Annotated in this window: 15 protein-coding genes and 2 tRNA genes; 8 read left to right on the top strand and 9 right to left on the bottom strand. The window is 73.2% G+C overall.

Annotated features, from left to right (window positions below; translation table 11 throughout):
- Window positions 1–2: 2 nt before the first annotated feature.
- The 4 genes from FHX46_RS03740 to FHX46_RS03725 all read right to left on the bottom strand — a co-directional run bounded on the left by FHX46_RS03740 (window position 3) and on the right by FHX46_RS03725 (window position 3,640).
- A complete protein-coding gene (locus tag FHX46_RS03740) occupies window positions 3–488 on the bottom strand; it encodes a hypothetical protein (protein WP_167103532.1) in 486 nt (161 codons plus the stop codon).
- Between the two features lie 73 nt (window positions 489–561).
- Window positions 562–2,259, bottom strand: a complete 1,698-nt coding sequence (gene selB, locus FHX46_RS03735; RefSeq protein WP_167110643.1) for a selenocysteine-specific translation elongation factor — start codon at window positions 2,257–2,259, stop codon at window positions 562–564.
- The gene (gene selA / locus FHX46_RS03730) at window positions 2,247–3,527 is read right to left on the bottom strand and encodes an L-seryl-tRNA(Sec) selenium transferase (RefSeq protein WP_167110641.1); all 1,281 of its coding nucleotides are present in this window, start codon (window positions 3,525–3,527) and stop codon (window positions 2,247–2,249) included. The genes selB and selA overlap by 13 nt, the downstream gene beginning before the upstream one ends.
- Before the next feature lie 18 nt (window positions 3,528–3,545).
- A tRNA-Sec gene (locus tag FHX46_RS03725) sits at window positions 3,546–3,640 on the bottom strand.
- 67 nt (window positions 3,641–3,707) lie between these two features.
- Between FHX46_RS03725 and selD the strand changes: the two genes are divergently transcribed.
- The 5 genes from selD (at window position 3,708) to FHX46_RS03700 (ending at window position 9,005) form a co-directional block, all read left to right on the top strand.
- On the top strand, window positions 3,708–4,700 hold the full coding sequence (gene selD, locus FHX46_RS03720) for a selenide, water dikinase SelD (protein WP_167110639.1): 993 nt from the start codon (window positions 3,708–3,710) through the stop codon (window positions 4,698–4,700).
- A 15-nt stretch (window positions 4,701–4,715) separates the two neighbouring features.
- On the top strand, window positions 4,716–6,890 hold the full coding sequence (locus FHX46_RS03715) for a hypothetical protein (protein WP_313886011.1): 2,175 nt from the start codon (window positions 4,716–4,718) through the stop codon (window positions 6,888–6,890).
- Window positions 6,891–6,918: 28 nt separating this feature from the next.
- Complete coding sequence (locus FHX46_RS03710; RefSeq protein ID WP_167110637.1) at window positions 6,919–7,323, top strand: CoA-binding protein; 405 nt, start codon at window positions 6,919–6,921, stop codon at window positions 7,321–7,323.
- Between the two features lie 116 nt (window positions 7,324–7,439).
- A complete protein-coding gene (locus tag FHX46_RS03705; protein WP_167110635.1) occupies window positions 7,440–7,784 on the top strand; it encodes a YciI family protein in 345 nt (114 codons plus the stop codon).
- Between the two features lie 12 nt (window positions 7,785–7,796).
- Window positions 7,797–9,005: an RNA polymerase sigma factor gene (locus tag FHX46_RS03700; RefSeq protein WP_208399995.1), complete on the top strand. Its 1,209-nt coding sequence runs from the start codon at window positions 7,797–7,799 to the stop codon at window positions 9,003–9,005.
- A gap of 2 nt (window positions 9,006–9,007) precedes the next feature.
- Here the strand turns inward: FHX46_RS03700 and FHX46_RS03695 are convergent, their stop codons facing one another.
- The 3 genes from FHX46_RS03695 to FHX46_RS03685 all read right to left on the bottom strand — a co-directional run bounded on the left by FHX46_RS03695 (window position 9,008) and on the right by FHX46_RS03685 (window position 10,961).
- Window positions 9,008–9,445: an ester cyclase gene (locus FHX46_RS03695; protein WP_167110633.1), complete on the bottom strand. Its 438-nt coding sequence runs from the start codon at window positions 9,443–9,445 to the stop codon at window positions 9,008–9,010.
- A 146-nt stretch (window positions 9,446–9,591) separates the two neighbouring features.
- Complete coding sequence (locus FHX46_RS03690) at window positions 9,592–10,275, bottom strand: hypothetical protein (protein WP_243871217.1); 684 nt, start codon at window positions 10,273–10,275, stop codon at window positions 9,592–9,594.
- A gap of 613 nt (window positions 10,276–10,888) precedes the next feature.
- Window positions 10,889–10,961 (bottom strand) — tRNA-Thr (locus FHX46_RS03685).
- A 152-nt stretch (window positions 10,962–11,113) separates the two neighbouring features.
- Here FHX46_RS03685 and FHX46_RS03680 point away from each other — a divergent pair.
- From FHX46_RS03680 to otsB, 3 genes are all read left to right on the top strand, one after another.
- Window positions 11,114–12,634, top strand: coding sequence for a threonine/serine exporter family protein (locus tag FHX46_RS03680; protein WP_167110631.1), 1,521 nt, complete (start codon window positions 11,114–11,116; stop codon window positions 12,632–12,634).
- Window positions 12,635–12,716: 82 nt separating this feature from the next.
- Window positions 12,717–14,159, top strand: a complete 1,443-nt coding sequence (locus FHX46_RS03675; RefSeq protein ID WP_167110630.1) for an alpha,alpha-trehalose-phosphate synthase (UDP-forming) — start codon at window positions 12,717–12,719, stop codon at window positions 14,157–14,159.
- A gap of 47 nt (window positions 14,160–14,206) precedes the next feature.
- Window positions 14,207–16,735, top strand: coding sequence for a trehalose-phosphatase (otsB, locus tag FHX46_RS03670; protein WP_167110628.1), 2,529 nt, complete (start codon window positions 14,207–14,209; stop codon window positions 16,733–16,735).
- Window positions 16,736–16,818: 83 nt separating this feature from the next.
- Here the strand turns inward: otsB and radA are convergent, their stop codons facing one another.
- Both radA and FHX46_RS03660 read right to left on the bottom strand, forming a co-directional pair.
- Window positions 16,819–18,177, bottom strand: a complete 1,359-nt coding sequence (gene radA / locus FHX46_RS03665; protein WP_167103492.1) for a DNA repair protein RadA — start codon at window positions 18,175–18,177, stop codon at window positions 16,819–16,821.
- A gap of 33 nt (window positions 18,178–18,210) precedes the next feature.
- Window positions 18,211–18,900, bottom strand: a complete 690-nt coding sequence (locus tag FHX46_RS03660; RefSeq protein WP_167110626.1) for a hypothetical protein — start codon at window positions 18,898–18,900, stop codon at window positions 18,211–18,213.
- Window positions 18,901–18,943: the final 43 nt, after the last annotated feature.

Genomic DNA, 18,943 nt, shown 5'->3' with positions numbered 1-18,943 from the left:
GGTCAGTACCGGTCGGTCGTGTACGGGGCGCCGCTTTCCAGGCTGGGGCTGACCCGCGGGTCGCGACCCTCCTGGCCGGGCACCGGCGAGACGACGGGGTCGTTCAGCGAGTGGTCCGCCGGGCGCTGCGCCGGCGCGTTCATCCGCGTGTTGATCTGCTCGACGACCTGCTCCTCGCGCTGACGCGCCAGCACGGCGATGGTGATGCCGTGAGCCAGCGCCAGGACCAGCAGGAACACCCCGATGCGCCCCACGATGGCCGTTGCCGAGGTGCCGCCGGGGAAACCGATCGTCGAGATGAGCGCGAGCACGCCCAGCGTCGCGATGTGGAACAGCACCGCGACCAGCCTGGCCATGGACGCCCCGGATTCCGATTCGCCCTGCCCGTTCGCCAGGTACCGCTTTCCGCTGTGGTAGACGAACTGGCCGTCGATCATGACGATGAGCGCCCCCACCACCAGGAAGGCCACATAGGCGTTCGTGTCCATGACGAGCTCCTCTCCCTCACCGAGAGTCGAGTACCCGTCACGCTTCCGAGCGAAACCAGCGTGCCGGCGCAGCTCAGCGCAGGTGGCGGCGGGAATCGGGGGCCTGCGCGGTGATCCGCCGGGCGTCGAGCAGCTCCAGCAGTGGCACGGCCACGCGGCGCGTCGTACCGAGCGCGCGCCGGGCCTCGCTGACCGTGAACGGCTGGGTCAGCGCGGCCAGCGCCTCGGCGGCGCGGGCCGGGGCGTCCGGGCCGAGGAACACGCCGTCCGCGATCCGGACCAGCCGTCCGGCGCGCACGGCCGCCGCCAGTTCCCGCGCGCCCAATCCCAGCCCGGCGAGGTCGTCGGCCTCGGGCGCGCGGAACGGCTGCGACCGGAACCGCTCGTCCAGCCGCGCCAGCGCGGACAGGACCCGCGGCGGCAACCCGGCGCCGGGACGGCGGACGAGCCCGTCCGCGACCTCCAGCCCGGTTCCGTCCAGTGCCGCCCGCACCAGCTCGGCCGCGGGAAGGTCGAGTGCCTGGCGCAGTGCCTCCACCGGCATGCCGGCCGCCACCGGGTTGCGGCGGGACCACTCGTCGAACCGCGACAGCGCCCGCTCGCGCGCCCGCGTCATCGCCTCGTCATCGACGACCCAGTCACCGATCCGCTTACCGGTCAACGGAAAGCCCATCGCCCGCAGTTCAGCCGCCCGCGCGATCGGCGGTGGCGCGACGCGCCCGGAGGCCAGCTCCGCCGCCCGCGCCCGCGCCGACCCGCGGCGCCTCAGCGGCGGCGGCCGCACGTCCAGCACCGTGACACCGGCTGCGATGCGGTGCTCGCCCGGATCTCGCAGCAACCCGGTGTCCCCGATCCGCAGCGGCAACGGCTCCCGCAGCCGCAACCGCGCCGCGTCCGTCCCGAGTGGACGGACATGCACCGCGACCGCGGCCGCGCCCAGGTGCAGCACGAGTTCCCGGTGCAACTCGCCCTGGGCGCGCACGGCCACGTCCACCTCCGACGTGTGCACCCACGCCCCCGGGGTGAGCAGGGCATCGCCCCGCCGCACCTGGCCGCGGTCCACACCGCGCAGGTTCACCGCGACCCGCGCGACCGCCGTCACCTCGCGTTCCCCGGTCCCGAGCGCCTGCAAGCCACGCACGCTCACCCGCTCCCCGGCGAGCTCCAGCTCGTCCCCGGCCCGCAGGGTGCCGCCGGCCAGCGTCCCGGTCACCACCGTCCCGGCGCCGCGCACCGTGAACGCCCGGTCCACCCACAGCCGGACGTCCGCCGCCGGATCGGGCGCGGGCAACCGGTCGACCAGCGCGCACAACGCCCGCCGCAACGGCCCCAGGTCCCCGCCCCGCCCGACGGCCACCGCGTCGCACCGGCCCAGGGCCGCCAGGTGGGAAAGCGCTTCCTCCCGCGCGGGCCGCGGGTCGGCCAGATCCGCCTTCGTCACGACGAGCAGCGCGTGCCGGACACCGAGCGCCCGCAACGCCGCCAGGTGCTCGGCCGACTGCGGCATCCACCCCTCGTCCGCGGCGACGACGAACACCACCGCCGGCACCGGCCCGACCCCCGCCAGCATGTTCGGGACGAACCGTTCGTGACCGGGCACGTCCACGAAGGCCAGCCGCCGCCCGTCGATCTCCGTCCACGCGAAGCCCAGCTCGATCGTCAGGCCGCGGCGCTGCTCCTCGGCGAGCCGGTCCGGCCAGGTGCCGGTGAGCCGCTCCACCAGCGTCGACTTGCCGTGGTCGACGTGCCCCGCCGTCGCTACGACGTACACGCCCGCACCGCCGCGACCAGCAGTTCGTCCTCGTCCGGGTCGACCGAGCGCAGGTCCAGCAGGCACCGGCCGCGCTCGACCCGGCCCACCACGGACGGCGAGCCGGTGCGCAGCGGTTCCGCCCACGATCCGGGCAGGCTCACCGCCACCGACGGCAGCTCGACGCCCGGCGCGCCACCGCCGCCGACCGCGGCGCGGCACGACTCGACGGTGGCGCCGGGCATCCGCACGGCCAGCGCCTCGGCCCGCCGGCGCAGGTCCGCCACGTCCGCGGCCAGCGCCCGCGCCACCGGCGGCTCCGGACCCCGCACGGTGGCCTCCAGCGCGGCCAAGGTCAGCTTGTCCACCCGCAACGCGCGCGCCGCCGGGTGCCGGCGCAGCTTCTCCACCAGATCGGCGGAACCCAGCAGCAGCCCGGCCTGCGGGCCACCCAGCAGCTTGTCGCCGCTGGCGGTCACCAGGTCCGCGCCGTCGCGCAGCGCCGTGGTCGCGTCCGGTTCGTCCGGCAGCACCGGGTGCGGGGCCAGCAGCCCGGACCCGATGTCGGCCACCAGCGGCACGCCGAGGGTCGCCAGCTCGCACACCGGCACCTCCGCGGTGAACCCGGTGACCCGGAAGTTCGACGGGTGCACCTTGAGCACGAACCCGGTGTCCGGGCCCAGCGCCGCCGAGTAGTCGCGCAGGCTCGTCCGGTTGGTGGTGCCCACCTCACGCAGCCGGGCGCCGGTGGACTCCAGCAGCTCGGGGATGCGGAACCCGTCGCCGATCTCGACCAGCTCACCCCGGCTGATCACGATCTCCTTGCCCGGCGCGAGCGCGAGCGCGGCGAGCAGCAGCGCCGCCGCGTTGTTGTTGACCACGTGCACCGCGCCCGCGGCCGGCACCGCCTCGGCGAGCGCGGCGAGCACCCCACGCCCACGGCGGGCGCGGCGGCCGGTGGCGAGGTCGAACTCGACGTCGGTGCCCCGGCCCGCGGTGACCACGGCGTCCAGTGCGGCCCGGGACAGCGGCGCCCGGCCGAGGTTGGTGTGCACGAGGACACCGGTCGCGTTGACCACCGGCCGCAAGGTCGTCGCCGCCGCCGGCAACGCCGCGATCGCCTGCTCGGCGACCTGCTCCGGCTCGATCTCCCCGGCCCGCGCACGGTCCTGCGCCGCCACCACGGCGGCCTTCACCAGGCTGCGGCCGAGCACCCGCTCGGCCGCGGCCAGGCGCGGGTGCGCGAGCAGCGCGTCGGTCCGCGGCACCCGGCGACGGGGGTCGGCCACTCCTCGCTCCTCCCTGGGTGGCGGAGGCGGACGGGAATCGAACCCGCCAGCGACAGCGCCTGCCGCTCAACGGTTTTGAAGACCGCGCCGGCCACCAGACCGGATACGCCTCCCTGGGGGACACCCCCATGATCGCAACTTCGGGCGGCCGGCGCAGCGCGAGCACGGCACGATGTGCACATGGGCTACCGACTGACGCAGTACGCGCACGGCGGCGGGTGCGCCTGCAAGATCCCGCCCGGCGAGCTGGAGGACGTGGTGCGCGGGCTGGTCGGGCGGCAGCCGTCCGCCCCGGCCGGGGAGCTGCTGGTCGGACTGGACGACGGGGACGACGCGGCGGCCGTGCGGATCCAGGACGGGCTCGCCCTCATCGCGACCACCGACTTCTTCACGCCCGTGGTCGACGACGCCTACGACTGGGGGCGGATCGCGGCGGCCAACGCGCTGTCGGACGTCTACGCGATGGGCGGCAGCCCGGTCGTGGCGGTGAACCTGCTCGGCTGGCCGCGGGAGGTGCTGCCGTTCGAGCTGGCGGCGGAGGCGCTGCGCGGCGGGGCGGACGTCTGCGCCGAGGCCGGCTGCCACCTCGCCGGCGGGCACAGCGTGGACGACCCGGAGCCGAAGTACGGTCTCGCGGTGACCGGTACCGGCGATCCGGACCGGCTGCTGCGCAACGACGCGGCCCGGGCCGGGATGCCGTTGTCGCTGACCAAACCGCTCGGCATCGGGGTGCTCAACTCGCGGCACAAGGCGACCGGTGAGCGGTTCCCGGAGGCGGTCGAGGTGATGACGACGCTCAACGCCCCGGCCGCCCGCGCCGCACTCGAAGCCGGCATCACCGCCGCCACGGACGTGACCGGGTTCGGCCTGCTCGGGCACCTCTACAAGATGGCGCGGGCCAGCGGGGTGACCGCGGTGGTCGACGCCGCCGCCGTGTCCTATGTGGATGGTGCACGGCCGGCGCTGGCGGCGGGGCACGTCAGCGGGGGCACCCGGCGCAACCTCGACTGGGTCCGGCCGCACACCGACCTGTCCGCGGTGCCCGAGGAGGAGGCCCTGCTGCTGGCTGACGCGCAGACCTCGGGCGGCCTGCTGCTGGCCGGGGAGATCCCCGGTGCCCCGGTGATCGGCGAGTTCGTCCCGCGCGGGGAGCACGTCGTGGTGGTGCGCTGACTAAGCTGATCACCCGTGGCGGCTGGGGACGACGACGCGTTGATCACCGCCGTCCTGTTCTCCGACCGGGCCCGCGGGATGCTGGCCGAACAGCGCATCCCGCTGCGCGCGGCGCGGGAGGCGCTCGGCCAGGACCTGGACCTGGCGGACCAGCTCGCCGAGGGCAGGGCCGGGTTCCTGCGCGACCCCTCCTTCGACGGGGTCATCGTGTCCCGGCTGGCCGACGAGTACCCGCGGCTCGGCGCACTGGACCACGTCCGGCTCGCCGCCGGATTCGCCGCGGTGTTCGGCTACCACTTGCTGCTGGTCCGCGCCTGGCCGAACCTGCCGTGGTGGTCGGCGCTGGTCGGGGTGGCCGGTTATCTCGCCGTGCTCGCGATCGCCTCCCGGGCCGGGTCCCGCTGGGTCGAGCCGCTGCACGGGCTCCTCACCCGGGTCGTCACGCTCCCGGTTGACCACCTGTGGCGCGTGCACGCCGCCGAGCGGATCGTCTGGCCGGCGTTGCTCCGCTACCTCGAGGCCACGCGGATCCCGCCGGACAGCACCGAGTTCACCTACCGCGCGATCCAGGACCTCTACACCGACTCACCGACCGCCCCGCCGGTGCTCACCGCGGCCGTCGACCGGCTGCGCACCGCCGTCACCCGGTCCGAGACCGGGGCCATCGCGCTGGCCGGACACCGCGGGGCCGGCAAGAGCACCGCGATCCGGCTCGTCGCCACTGGCGTGCTCGGCGATCCGGCCCGGCCACCACTCGCCGCGATCGCCTCCGCACCCGCCCGCTACGAGGCCCGCGACTTCGTGCTGTACCTGCACGCACTGCTCTGCAAGGAGGTCATCACCCGCACGCACGGCACCGAACGGCCGCAGCGGTGGGCGACGTTCACGCGGCTGGTGGCGCCCGTGCGGCGGCGGGAACGGCTGGCACACCTGCTGCGCCGGCTGCTCGGCCACCTCGCCGCGCTGACGGTGACCGTCCTGCTCGGCAGCTGGGCGTGGGGACGGTCGCCGGTGCGGTTCGTCACCGACCCGCCCCCGCTGACCGGCGATCTGACCGGGTGGCGGGTCGCGGTGCTGGTGCTCGCCGGTCTCGTGGCGCTGGTGATCGTGGCGAACCTGGTCGCGCTCGGCGTCCGGGTGGCCCGCGGGGTGCGGCCGGTGCCACGGGCCGCCGATCCGCGGCTGCGGGAGCTTCGTGCGGTGGCCGGGCAGCAGCTGCGCCGCATCCGGTTCCTGCAGACCTACACGACCGGCTGGTCCGGCAAGCTCGCCCTGCCGCTCCAGGGCGAGGCCGGCTGGACCCGGTCGGCGCAGAGCGCCGAGCAGCAGCTGAGCTACCCGGAGGTGGTCGACGAGTTCCGCGCGTTCGCCGAATACGCGGCCGGGGTCCTGCGGGCCGCGGACGTGACCGACCGGGTCGTGATCGCGGTCGACGAGCTGGACAAGATCGCCGACCCGCAGAAGGCCCAGGAGCTGGTCAACGACATCAAGGGCGTGTTCGACGTGCCCGGGTGCCTGTTCCTGGTGTCGGTGTCCGACGACGCCGTCGTCTCGTTCGAGCGCCGCGGCATCCCGGCGCGGGACGCGTTCGACAGCGCCTTCTCGGAAATGGTGCGGCTGGACAACTTCACCCCCGCGGACAGCCGGGCGTGGATCAGCCGCCGGGTGCCCGGGTTGCCGGAACAGTTCGGGTGCCTGTGCCACTGCCTCTCCGGCGGCCTGCCGCGCGACCTGCGCCGCACGGTCGTCGATCTGCTCGACATCCCCGCCGGGCAGACGTTGAGCGCGGTCGCCGCGCTGCTGGTCCGGCGGGAGCTGGAACGCAAGGCGCACGCGTTCACCGGCGCGGCCCGCGGCGCCGAGCCGTCACCGGAACGGTCGAGCTTGATCGCCGACCTGGTGGCGATCCCGGCGACGGAGGGACCCGGCGAGCTGCGCGCGCTCGGGGCGAAGATCAGCAGCGGTCCGGGCCTGCCGGACCTGCGTGCCCAGGCCGCCGCGTACCTGCTGTTCTGCGCGACGATCCGCGACGTGTTCACCGACGACCTCACCCAGGACCGGCTGCACCGCGTGCCCGGCGGTGAACCACAGCTGCTCGCGCTGGCCCGGCAGCAGATGGCGTTCGACCCGCGGGTCGCGATGGACCTGGTGGCGCGGTTCCGGGCGGCCCGGGGCCTGCCCGTGGAATAACGCCTGGTCGGCGGCGGTTTGGCAGGGTATGGCCGATCTGGGCGAAGACATCCTGAAAGCTGCGAACACGATCGCCGTGGTGGGGCTGAGCCGCGACCCGGCGAAGGCCGCGCACTCGGTTCCGGCCGCGATGCAGGCGGCCGGGTTCCGGATCATCCCGGTGCACCCCTCGGCCGACGAACTCCTGGGCGAGAAGGTCTACCGGTCCCTGGCCGACATCCCCGAACCGGTGGACCTCGTCGACGTGTTCCGCCCCGCCCCGGAGGCACCGGCGGTGGCCGAGCAGGCGGCCGCGATCGGGGCCAGGGCGCTGTGGTTGCAGCAGGGCATCGTCTCCCCGGAGGCGCGGCGCATCGCCGAAGCCGCGGGCATGGACTACATCGAGAACCGCTGCATCGCGGTGGTCCGCGCGCTGGGCCGCATCACCAAGTAGCGCTGCCGCCCGGCCGGAAAACAAATCCGTCCGCGTTGTCCAGCGCGGCGGGAGGCTGTTCGTCCTTATCGTGAACACCGGCGACCGGCGCCGGTGCGCACACCCGAGGAGCAGCCATGCCCACCTATGCCGCCCTGCTCTACACCGCGGACGTCGACTGGTCGGCGCCCGAGCACGCGGAGACCACCCAGGAGTACCTGGACTTCGGCGCGGCCGCGGCGGCCGTGATCCGCGGCGGTAAGGCCCTCTACCCGACCTCGACCGCGACCACCGTGCGCGTGTCCGGGGGCAAGGGCGGGGACGTCCTGACCAGCGACGGCCCCTACGCCGAGACGAAAGAGGCGTTGACCGGGTTCTACCTGTTCGAATGCGCGGACCTCGACGAGGCCGTGCGGCTCGCGGCACGGCTCCCGGCGGCGTGGGACGGGGTCGTGGAGATCCGCCCGGTGATCGAGTTCTGACCGGTTTTGATCATGGAGGCCGGTGACGCGGTCGCGCGGCTGGTGCGGGACGAGGGGACCCGGGTGCTGGCCACGCTGATCCGCGTCACCGGCGACGTCGGGCTGGCCGAGGACGCGGTGCAGGACGCCGTGGTACGGGCGCTGGAGACCTGGCCGCGGGACGGGGTGCCGGACAACCCGCGCGGCTGGCTGCTGGTCACGGCGAAGCGGCGGGCGGTGGACCTGTTCCGCCGCGAGGCGGCGCGGTCCGGGAAGGAGGCGACGGCGATGCCGTTCGTCGAACCGGAGCCGGTCGAAACCGTGCCGGACGACCTGCTGCGGCTGGTGTTCACCTGCTGCCACCCGGCGCTGTCGCTGGAAGCCCAGGTGGCGCTGGCGCTGCGGACGCTGGGCGGGTTGTCGACGGCGGAGGTCGCGCGGGCGCTGCTGGTGCCGGAGGCGACGATGGCCAAACGCCTGACCCGCGCCCGGCAGAAGATCACGCAGGCCTGCATTCCGTATCGCGTGCCCGCAGCGGCCGAGCTGCCGGACCGGCTCGCGGGCGTGGCGGCGACGGTGTACCTGATCTTCAACGAGGGCTACGCCGCAGCCGCGGGCACCGACCTGGTGCGGGCCGAACTGGCCGACGAGGCGATCCGGCTGGCCCGGCTGCTGGCCGGGCTGATGCCGGACGAGCCGACCGCGCTGGGCCTGCTCGCGTTGCTGCTGCTGCAGAACTCGCGCCGCGCCGCCCGGGTGGATGCCGACGGGGTGCCGGTGCTGCTGCCCGACCAGGACCGGTCGCGCTGGGACGTGGCCGCCATCAAGGAGGGCGTGTCGTACCTGGGCCGCGGACTGCAGCGCGCGGCGGCGCCGGAGGAGTACCTGGTGCAGGCCGCGATCGCGGCCTGCCACGCGCTGGCACCCACCTATGCCGAGACGAACTGGGACGCGTTGATCTCGTGGTACGACGTGCTGCTGGAGGTGGCCGATTCCCCGGTGGCCCGGTTGAACCGGGCGGCGGCGGTGGCCGAGCGCGACGGCCCGGCCGCCGGTCTGTCCCTGGTGGACGCGATTCCCGGGCTCACGCGCTACCCCTGGTGGCACGCGACCCGCGCGGAGCTGCTGCACCGCCTCGGCGACACCGAAGCCGCGCGGGCCGCGTACCGGCGGGCCCTGGCGCTCGGCCTGAGCGAACCGCTGGTGGCGCACCTGCGGCTGCGCCTGGCCGAACTGGAGTGACCTCAGCCCGCGGATTCGCGCGAGGCCATCTCCGGGATGATCCCGAGCTGCTGCAGTGCGCCCAGCAGGTCGTAGTTGGTCCACATCTCCACGACGCGGTCGTCGGCCCACTTGCCGAACAGCATCCCGCTCATCACGTAGGTCTTGCCGGTCGCAGGCAGCCCGCGGAACTCCGCCCGTGCCGTGCCGCCCATGGTCCACCGCACCGCGCACAGGTCGCCCTCGACGACCACGTCGTGGATGTCCATGTGCAGGTCCGGGTTCGCCGTGCGCAGCTCGCGGACCTGGCGCTGGAACCCTTCGACGCCGTCGACCTCGAAGCTCGGGTCGTGGAACGTGCAGTTCGGGGCGCACAGGTCCGCGCAGGCGGCGAGCTCACCCTGGTTCCACATCAGGTCCAGCACCCGGCGCATGCGCTCACGTCGCTCGTCGGCAGTCATGAGTGCCTCCTTCCGGCCGCGCCGGGCGGGTGGCGCCCGCCGACTCCGGCCTCGGCCGCGTCCGGCAGTGCACACCCGGCACGGGCCGCGCGACCAGAGGCTTAGGGCTCTTCATCGGACCACCGGCCTGGCGCCGGTGTTACCCGTCAGCTGCGCGGCAGGTGCACCGCCACCTCGGCCAGGGCGTCCAGCACGGCACCACTGACCCGGCCGGTCGCGCACTCCGACTCGGCGATGACGACCGTGTTGCCGCGCACCCGGGAATCGAAGTGCCGCGCCGTGAACCGGACGTCCGCCATTTCGATCAACGCAGCGCCGAGCGGGACGATGTCGCCGTTGCCGTGAACCTTTTCGAGCCGGTCGAAGTCGCGTGCCTGGCCGCGCGAGCGGAAACTCACCCAGACCACGGAGATCAGCGCCGTGTTCCCGTCGCCGTCCCCCACGGCGAGCAATCGCCGCTCCAGCGCGGTGCACGGTGTGCGCAGGAAGAATTCGCGGATCTCACCGGTCGACTGGAACAGGCAGGACGCGTCCTGGCGCACCGCTTTCCGCACCCCGCGCAACCCGAGTCGCTGCCACGCCTCGTCCGGCTTGCCGCGCTCGGCGGAGCGTTTGCCGTCCGCCTTCCTGGCGTTCAGCCCGCGGCCGGCCACGGCGTTCGCCCCGGAATCGGCCACCGCCCCCTCGACCGCGGCACCGCCGCCCAGGCTCACCGCACCGCCACCCACGCCCACCACGCCGACCAGCGCGGCGGCGGCGACCACCCGCCCGGTCTTCTTGCCGCGCCCGGGTTTGGAACCACCGCCCGCACCGCCGATTTCTCGCTCCATGCATTCCTCCCGGCCGCACCATATGGGACCAATCGGGCTCTCGGCGTCCGCCGAACGAGCGATCGAAATCGGTACTTCGATACCCGGATAATTCCGTCCACACGTTGCGGACATGCGCGCAGCGAAGATCACCGAAAGGTTCCAGCGTGTTCGCCGCTCCGGGCAGCGTGTTCGCCGTCGCGGGCGGCGTGTTTGCCCTCCCGACAGCGTGAGTCGCGGTTTGTCTTTGAGTTAACTCGAGCTTCTACCGTCATGACGATGACCGACGTGACGGCGACCGAACGAATCGCGGTGGTCGTGGCTCTCCTCCGCCCCCGGGCAGAGCCGAGAGCGGCCTCTCGCAATAGCGCGCCGCCTCTTCGACGTCGTCGACCTCGATGCCGATCACCGGAACCGGGCAGCTCCGCGACCCGGTCGAAACCGAGTCCGGCGTAGAAGTCCGCCGTGCGCGTGTCGCCGGCGGCGCAGGTCCCTGACTTCGGCCCGTTCGCGCAGGTCACGGGAATGCGCGCGGGCTGCCTAACGTTGCTACCACGGGTTCGGGCGAGCCTGAAGCTGGGACGAGCCGGCCAGGGTGTCTCCTCTCGCGGGGAAACACCCTGGCCGCACGGGGAGCCGACTAGGGGGCTCGAACCCCTGACCTGCTGTTTACAAGACAGCTGCTCTACCAGCTGAGCTAAGTCGGCCTGGCCGGGGCCATCCTAGCAACCGCTGCCGGGCCCTCCGGTTTCGTGGATGATCGGCTGAGTGGCGCACGCCACGGTTGCCCCTTTGCAACGACCGGCGTGATCCAGGCGATGGGCCAGCCGGGAGGCCAAATCAAGGAGGTGACGGCCGCATGAACAGCACCCAGCGCGTCCGGGGCCCGGTGACCCGCAGGCGCGGCTGGCACATTCTCGAGGCGCCGGTGGATCCGGGCGTCGACAAGGCCAACCGGCGGCGGCGATCGACCGAGCCGCGGCGCCGGGCCTGGCACATCCTGGAAGCGCCGACCGGCGATCAGCCGGCGCCGGACGCGACCACCGAACTCGGTCCCGCCCTGCCCGACGAGGCGACCGTCAACTTCGTGCTCGACCTGGTCCTGCGCATCGGCGAGGTGCAGATGGCCAGCGGGGCGGGCGCGTCGGACGTGACCGCGACGATCCTGTCGTTGACCGCCGCCTTCGGTCTCCCGCACTGCGAGGTGGACGTGATCTTCACGTCCATCACCGTCACCTGCCACCGGGGCACCGACGCGAACCCGATCACCGCTCTGCGGGTGGTCCGGTCGCGCAGCCTCGACTACACCCGTCTGTCGCAGACGGAGATGCTCGTCCAGCAGATCCTGCGCGGCAACCTCAGCGCCGAAGAGTCGTACACCGAGCTGCACCGGATCACCACGGCGCCGCACCCCTACCCGCGCTGGGTCGCCACGCTGGCCTGGGGCGGCATGGCCTTCTTCATCACCCTGCTGCTCAGCGGCACCGCGGACGTCGCGGTCGGCGCGCTGATCATCTCCGCGCTCATCGACCGGCTCGGCCGGCTGCTGAACCGCGTCGCGCTGCCGTTCTTCTTCCAGCAGGCCGTCGGCGGCCTGGTGGCGACGGGGCTGGCGACCGTCGCGGTGAACACCGGTCTCGTCCCGGCGCGCTTCTCCACGCTGGTCGCCGCGGCGGCCATCACCGTGTTGCTGTCCGGTCTGTCCACGGTCTCCGCCGTGCAGGACGCCATCACCGGCTACAACGTCACCGCCGCGGGCCGCACCATGGAAACGGTCCTGATGAGTGCCGGGCTGATCACCGGTGTCGCGCTCGCGCTGAACATCGCCAAGGCCCTCGGGTTCGCCCCGGCGGAACCGGTGCTGCCCGCGCAGACGGCCAACAGCCTGCTGGTCATCGTGCCCGCGGGGGCGGCCGCGGCGGCGTGCTTCGCGCTCGCCAGCTACTCGACGATGCGGTCCATGCTGGTGGCGGCCGCGGCCGGTGCGATCGGTGCCGGCGTGTACGGCGCGCTGGTGATCGTGGGCCGCTTCGACGTCATCACCTCCTCGGCTGTGGCGGCGATCGTGGTGGGCTTCTCCGGCGGTGTGCTCGCCCGCCGGTTGAAGGTGACTCCGCTGGTCGTCGCGGTGTCCGGGATCACCCCGTTGCTGCCCGGTCTGTCCACGTACCGTGGCCTGTATGAACTGGCCACCCAGAGCAACGGCAACCTCGCGACGCTGATCAAAGCGGCCGCGATCGGGCTTGCGCTGGCCGCCGGTGTGGTACTCGGGGAGTACCTCGCGCAGCCGGTCCGCACCGGTCTCGGCCGTCTCGAACGGAAGCTCGCGGGCCCCCGCATGGCGGGTCCGCTGCAGACGAGCGAGCGGCGACTGGAGTAGCCGTCCTTGAGCCACCGCGCGGTGGATCCTGGTTCGCCGGCGCGAGATAGTGTTCCAGCGGACGACAAGGGAGCATGTCCACGTGAGCGAACCAGGGATCGGCACGGCCTCGGCGGACTTCGTCGTGGTCGCCAACCGGCTGCCCGTCGACCTCGAACGGACCGCCGACGGCAACCAGCGCTGGACCGCGAGCCCGGGCGGGCTGGTGTCGGCGCTGGAACCGTTCCTGCGCTCGCGCAAGGGCGCCTGGGTCGGCTGGCCGGGCGTGCCGGGCGTGGACGTCGACCCGTTCAGCGACGAGGGCCTGGTCCTGTACCCGGTGTCGCTGTCCACCGAAGAGGTCCGCGACTACTACGAGGGCTTCTCCAACGCCACGCTGTGGCCGCTGTACCACGACGTGGTCGCGCCGCCGGTGTTCGACCGCGGCTGGTGGGAGTCCTACGTCCAGGTCAACCGCCGCTTCGCCGAGGCCAGCGCGCAGGTCTCGGCCGAGGGCGCCACCGTGTGGGTGCAGGACTACCAGCTGCAACTGGTGCCGAGCATGCTCCGGGAACTGCGGCCGGACCTGCGCATCGGGTTCTTCCTGCACATCCCGTTCCCGCCGGTGGAGCTGTTCATGCAGCTGCCGTGGCGGGCCGAGATCGTGCGCGGCCTGATCGGTGCCGACCTGGTCGGGTTCCACCGGCCGGGCGGCGCGCAGAACTTCCTGTGGCTGGCCCGCACGCTGCTCGGGCTCGAACCGAGCCGCGGCGCGGTCGGCGTGCGGTCCCGGCCGGGCATGATGCAGGTCGGCAACCGGACGGTCCGGGTCGGGGCGTTCCCGATCTCGATCGACGCCGCCGGCCTCGACTCGCTCGCCCGCACCAAGGAGGTGTCGGAGCGGGCCGCCCAGCTGCGCCGCGACCTGGGCAACCCGAGGACGGTCCTGCTGGGGGTCGACCGCCTGGACTACACGAAGGGCATCGACCTGCGCCTGCAGGCTCTGCACGAACTGCTCCAGGAGGGCCGTGTCCAGCCCGAGGACGTCACTTTCGTCCAGCTGGCCACCCCCAGCCGGGAACGCGTCGAGCACTACCAGCGGATGCGCACCGAGATCGAGCAGATGGTGGGCCGGATCAACGGCGAGTTCGCCCGCGTCGGTCACCCGGTCGTGCACTACCTGCACCAGTCGGTGGACCGCAAGGAACTCGCCGCGTTCTACAGCGCGGCCGACGTCATGGTCGTCACCCCGCTGCGCGATGGGATGAATCTGGTCTGCAAGGAGTACGTCGCGTGCCGTCACGACCTCGGTGGCTCGCTCGTGCTCTCCGAGTTCGCCGGTGCCGCCGCCGAGCTGACCAGCGCTTTTCTCGTCAACCCGCATGATCTCGACGGGGTGAAGAACGCCCTGGAGGCGGCCATTACGCTCGACCCTGCCGAGGGCAGACGCCGGATGCGCGCGTTGCGGCGTCAGGTCCTCACCCACGACGTCGACAGGTGGGCACGGTCGTTCCTCGAAGCGCTCGGGTCCGAACCGGCCGCCTGAGTGGCCCACCTGTAGCTAAAAGCTTTTGAGCTCCTTAAGGAGGAGTGGTGACCGCCGAGTCCCTGCCCGCTGAGCTGCGCCGTGCGATCGTGCAGATCGCTCGCACGCCGCGTTTGCTGGTCGCTTGCGACTACGACGGGACCTTGGCTCCGATCGTGACCAACCCGGACGAGGCGCGCCCGCTGCCCGAGTCGGTGGGCGCGCTGCGCTCGCTGGCCGGGCTGCACGAGACGACGACCGCAGTCATCTCCGGCCGGGCGCTGCGCGACCTCGCCATCCTGTCGCGACTGCCGCACGAGGTGCACCTCGTGGGCAGCCACGGTTCCGAATTCGACATCGGCTTCGTGCACGAGCTCGACGCCCAGGCCCGCGACCTGCACCGGCGGGTCGAGGCGGAGCTGGAACGCATCGCCGGTGACGTGCCGGGTGTGTCGCTGGAGGTCAAGCCGGCCAGCATCGCGGTGCACGTCCGCCGCGCCGACCGGGACGCCGCCCGCCGCGTGCTCGACGAGGTCCACAGTGGACCGTGCACGTGGGAGGGTGTGACGACCACCGACGGCAAGGAGGTCGTCGAGCTGGCCGTCGTGCAGACCGACAAGGGCCGTGCGCTGGACACACTGCGCCACCAGGTCGGCGCCACCGCGGCGATCTTCCTCGGTGACGACGTCACCGACGAGAAGGCGTTCGCCCGGCTGTCCGGGCCGGACGTCGGCGTCAAGGTCGGTGACGGCGAGACGCTGGCGGCGTACACGGTGCCCGGCACCGAGGACGTCGCCACGGTCCTGGCGTTCATGCTGGAGGAGCGCCGCAACTGGCTCTACGGTGAGCAGGCTCCGCCGATCGAGCGGCTGTCCATGCTGTCCAACGAGCGCGCGGTCGCCCTCGTCACCCCGGACGCCCGGCTGACCTGGATGTGCCACCCCGGCCCGGACGCCCCAGCGGTGTTCGCCGACCTGCTCGGCGGCACCGGCGCCGGCCACTTCTCGATCAAACCGCACCACAACGGCCTGCCGCTGGGCCAGCGGTACCTGCCGAACACGATGACCGTGGAAACCCGCTGGTCGCGGCTGCTGGTGACGGACTACCTCGAACCGGACGGCCCACCGCACCGCACCGACCTGGTGCGTGTCATCTCCGGCACGGCCGCGGCGTCCGTGGTGTTCGCGCCGCGACCGGAGTTCGGTGGCGTGCCGGTGCGGCTGGTGGCCGACCCCGAGGGCCTGCGCGTGCTGGGCACGTCCGAGCCGATCGTGCTGCGCTCGCCGGGTGTGGCCTGGGAGATCACCTCCGACGGGCTGCACGACACCGCGACCGCGCTGGTCCAGCCCACCCAGGACGAGCCGGTCGTACTCGAACTGCGGTGCGGCACCACGGATCTCGGGGCGCACGACTCGTCCGAAGCGGAGCGCCGCGCCCGCGCCGGCGCCTACTGGAGCGACTGGGCCACCACGCTGAAGCTGCCCAACGTCGAGTCGGAGCTGGTCGCGCGGTCGGCGCTGACGCTGCGCGGCCTGTGCAACGCCGACACCGGCGCGGTGCTGGCGGCCGCCACCACGTCGCTGCCCGAGGAGATCGGCGGCGTGCGGAACTGGGACTACCGCTACTGCTGGATCCGCGACGCCGCGTTCACGGTGCGCGAGCTGGTGGGGCTGGGCTCGCTGACCGAGGCCGAGGGGTACCTGCGGTGGCTGCACGGCGTGCTGTCGACGCTGGCCGGCCCGGAGCGGCTGCACCCGCTGTACACGATCAACGGCAACCAGCTGGGCGCCGAGGCGGTGATCGACTCGCTGCCCGGGTACGCGGGTTCGCGCCCGGTGCGGGTCGGCAACCTGGCGAACCACCAGGTGCAGCTGGACGTGTTCGGCCCGGTCGTGGAGCTGGTGGCCGAGCTGGCGCAGGTGCGCGGCGAGCTGCGGGACGAGGACTGGCAGCTGGTGCGCGCCATGGCCGAGGCGGTGACGCGGCGCTGGTCCGAGCCGGACCACGGCATCTGGGAGGAGCGGCACGTGCCGCGGCACCGGGTGTACTCGCGCGTGATGTGCTGGGTGACGGTGGACCGCGCGATCAAGCTCGGCGAGGTGTACGGGCGGGAGATCCCGGCCGGGTGGCCGGAGCTGCGTGAGGAGATCGCCCGGGACGTGCTCACCCACGGCTGGAACGACGAGGTCCAGGCGTTCACCACGGCCTACGACGGCACCGACCTGGACGCGGCGTCGCTGTTCGTCGGGCTGTCCGGGCTGATCGACCCGTCGGACGAGCGGTTCCAGTCCACGGTGACCGCGATCGAGGCCGAGCTGCGCAGCGGCTCGACCGTTTACCGGTACCGCCGGGACGACGGTTTGCCGGGCGGTGAGGGCGGGTTCCACCTGTGCGCCGCGTGGCTGATCGAGGCGTACCTGCTGACCGGGCGCCGCACCGAGGCCGAGGAGCTGTTCGAGCAGCTGGTCGACGCGGCCGGCCCGACGGGTCTGCTGCCCGAGCAGTACGACCCGGTGGCGGAACGGTCGCTGGGCAACCACCCGCAGGCGTACTCGCACCTGGGCCTGATCCGGTGCGCGAAGCTGCTGTCCGCCTGACCCGATCGTCGTCGAAGGCCCCCTCCGGAGCCGGAGGGGGCCTTCGTCACGTCCGGGCCGGGTGGCCAACGCGGCCGCGGACGTCAGGCGTGGTTGGCCGCGTGCAGCGCCGCGGCCACCGAGTCGACCTCCAGCACGCGGATGCCGTCCGGCAGTTTCCCCGGGTCCGGCGGCACGAGCGCGTGCGTGAAGCCCAGCCGCGCCGCCTCGGCCAGCCGCCGTCCGGCCCCGGTGACCCGGCGGATCTCCCCCGCCAGCCCGACCTCGCCGACGACCACCAGCCGCGGCGACAGCGCCACGTCCCGCACCGACGACCACAGCGCGAGGATCACCGCGAGGTCGACGGCCGGCTCGGTGACCTTCATCCCGCCGACCGTCGCCGAATACACGTCCCGGTCGCCCAGCCTGATCCCACCGCGCTTCTCCAGCACCGCGAGGACCATCGCCACCCTCGCCGAATCCAGGCCGCTCACGGCCCTCCTGGGCTGCGGCGCACCGGCGCTGGACACCAGTGCCTGCACCTCGCACAGCAGTGGCCGCTTGCCCTCGACGGTGACCGTGACCGCGGTGCCCGGCACCGCGTCCTCCCGCCGGTTCAGGAACAGCCCCGACGGATCCGGCACGCCGACGATGCCGTCCTCGCGCAGCTCGAAGCAGCCGATCTCGTCCGCGGGCCCGAACCGGTTCTTCACACCGCGGACCAGGCGCAGCGTGGAATGCCGGTCGCCCTCGAAGTGCAGCACCACGTCCACCAGGTGCTCCAGCACGCGCGGGCCGGCGACCGAGCCGTCCTTCGTGACGTGCCCGACCAGCACGACCGGCAGCCCGCGTTCCTTGGCGAGCGCGACCAGCCCGGCCGTGACGGCCCGGACCTGCGTGACCCCGCCCGGCGCGCCCTCGACCTGCGGGGATGCCATGGTCTGCACCGAGTCGACGATCAGCACACCCGGCTTGACCGCGTCGACGTGCCCGAGGATCGCCGACAGATCGCTTTCCGCGGCGAGGAACACGCGTTCGTGCACGTTCTTCGTCCGCTCGGCGCGCAGCCGCACCTGACCCGCGGACTCCTCACCGGTGACGTACAGCGCGGGCCCCGTCCCGCCGCGGGCCCACTGGTAGGCCACCTCGAGCAACAGGGTCGACTTGCCGACCCCGGGCTCGCCGGCCAGCAGCACGACCGCACCGGGCACCAGTCCGCCGCCGAGCACCCGGTCCAGCTCGCCCACCCCGGTGGTGCGGGCGCGAGCGGCCTCCACGTCGACCTGACCGATCGGCCGGGCGGGCGCGCTCGGCGCACCGGCCGCGACCCGGGCGATCGCCGGGCGCGCGTCCCCGCGCTCTTCGATCGTGCCCCACGCCTGGCACTCCGGGCAGCGGCCGACCCACTTGGCGGCCTCGTACCCGCACTCACCGCAGCGGTAGCTGGTGCCCTTCTTGACCATGACCGGTCACGCTAGCGGGCACCACCGACAGTTTCAGTGACCGCCGGCTTCCTGCGAGGCGGGCGCCTGGCAGTTGAGCTGGACGGTGGGCGCCTGGATCGGCAGCTGCACGGTCACCGAACCGGAGTTGCGGAAGGTGAAGGTGACCGGGACCAGCTGGCCGGGCCACACGACCGACTTCAGGCTCTGCAGGACGACCTCGGCGTGGCCGATGCGCGGCGGCTGCCCGGTCGGGCCCGCGGTCGGCGAAGCGGACCCCGGGGCCGGCGCTGCGGACGAGGCCGGCGCGGCGGACGAGGCCGGCGCGGCGGACGAGGCCGGCGCGGCGGAGCTGGACCCCGTCTGCACGAGCGACTCACCCTCGGTGACCGGGCCGACGAGGAGCTTGCTGCCCGCCACGACCGTCTTCTGGCCCTGGACGCTGGCGTTCGCGGCGTTCGGGCTGCTCACGCTGACCAGATCGTCGTCGGCGGTGCCGTCGTTGGCGATGACCAGCGTCAGCGGGGCGCTGGAGCCGCTCGCGTAGGCCTGCTCGCAGTCGTTGCGGTTCACCAGGGCGGCGTCCCGCACCACGAGCTTGCCCGCCTGGCCCATGGCGCCGTTGACCGCGGGCAGCATGGTGCTGGTCTGGGCGATCTGCCCGGCCCCGCACCCGGCGAGAGCCAGGGCGGCACCCACGGCGACCACGCTCGCGCCGAACACACGACGTTTCTGCAGCCTCACGGTCTCAGTCCCTCCTAGAAGCCGTACCGGCCCGATCCTATCT

It is taken from the genome of Amycolatopsis viridis, assembly GCF_011758765.1.
In the GTDB taxonomy this organism is placed as follows: Bacteria; Actinomycetota; Actinomycetes; order Mycobacteriales; family Pseudonocardiaceae; genus Amycolatopsis_E; species Amycolatopsis_E viridis.
This window is presented reverse-complemented; position numbering and strand designations above follow the sequence as displayed.

Coding starts and splice junctions, on each gene's coding strand:
- FHX46_RS03710 (WP_167110637.1), top strand. CDS start 6,919: ATGGCCGATCTGGGCGAAGACATCCTGAAAGCTGCGAACACGATCGCC.
- FHX46_RS03690 (WP_243871217.1), bottom strand. CDS start 10,275: ATGGAGCGAGAAATCGGCGGTGCGGGCGGTGGTTCCAAACCCGGGCGC.
- FHX46_RS03705 (WP_167110635.1), top strand. CDS start 7,440: ATGCCCACCTATGCCGCCCTGCTCTACACCGCGGACGTCGACTGGTCG.
- radA (WP_167103492.1), bottom strand. CDS start 18,177: ATGGTCAAGAAGGGCACCAGCTACCGCTGCGGTGAGTGCGGGTACGAG.
- selD (WP_167110639.1), top strand. CDS start 3,708: ATGGGCTACCGACTGACGCAGTACGCGCACGGCGGCGGGTGCGCCTGC.
- FHX46_RS03680 (WP_167110631.1), top strand. CDS start 11,114: ATGAACAGCACCCAGCGCGTCCGGGGCCCGGTGACCCGCAGGCGCGGC.
- FHX46_RS03695 (WP_167110633.1), bottom strand. CDS start 9,445: ATGACTGCCGACGAGCGACGTGAGCGCATGCGCCGGGTGCTGGACCTG.
- FHX46_RS03740 (WP_167103532.1), bottom strand. CDS start 488: ATGGACACGAACGCCTATGTGGCCTTCCTGGTGGTGGGGGCGCTCATC.
- FHX46_RS03700 (WP_208399995.1), top strand. CDS start 7,797: ATGGAGGCCGGTGACGCGGTCGCGCGGCTGGTGCGGGACGAGGGGACC.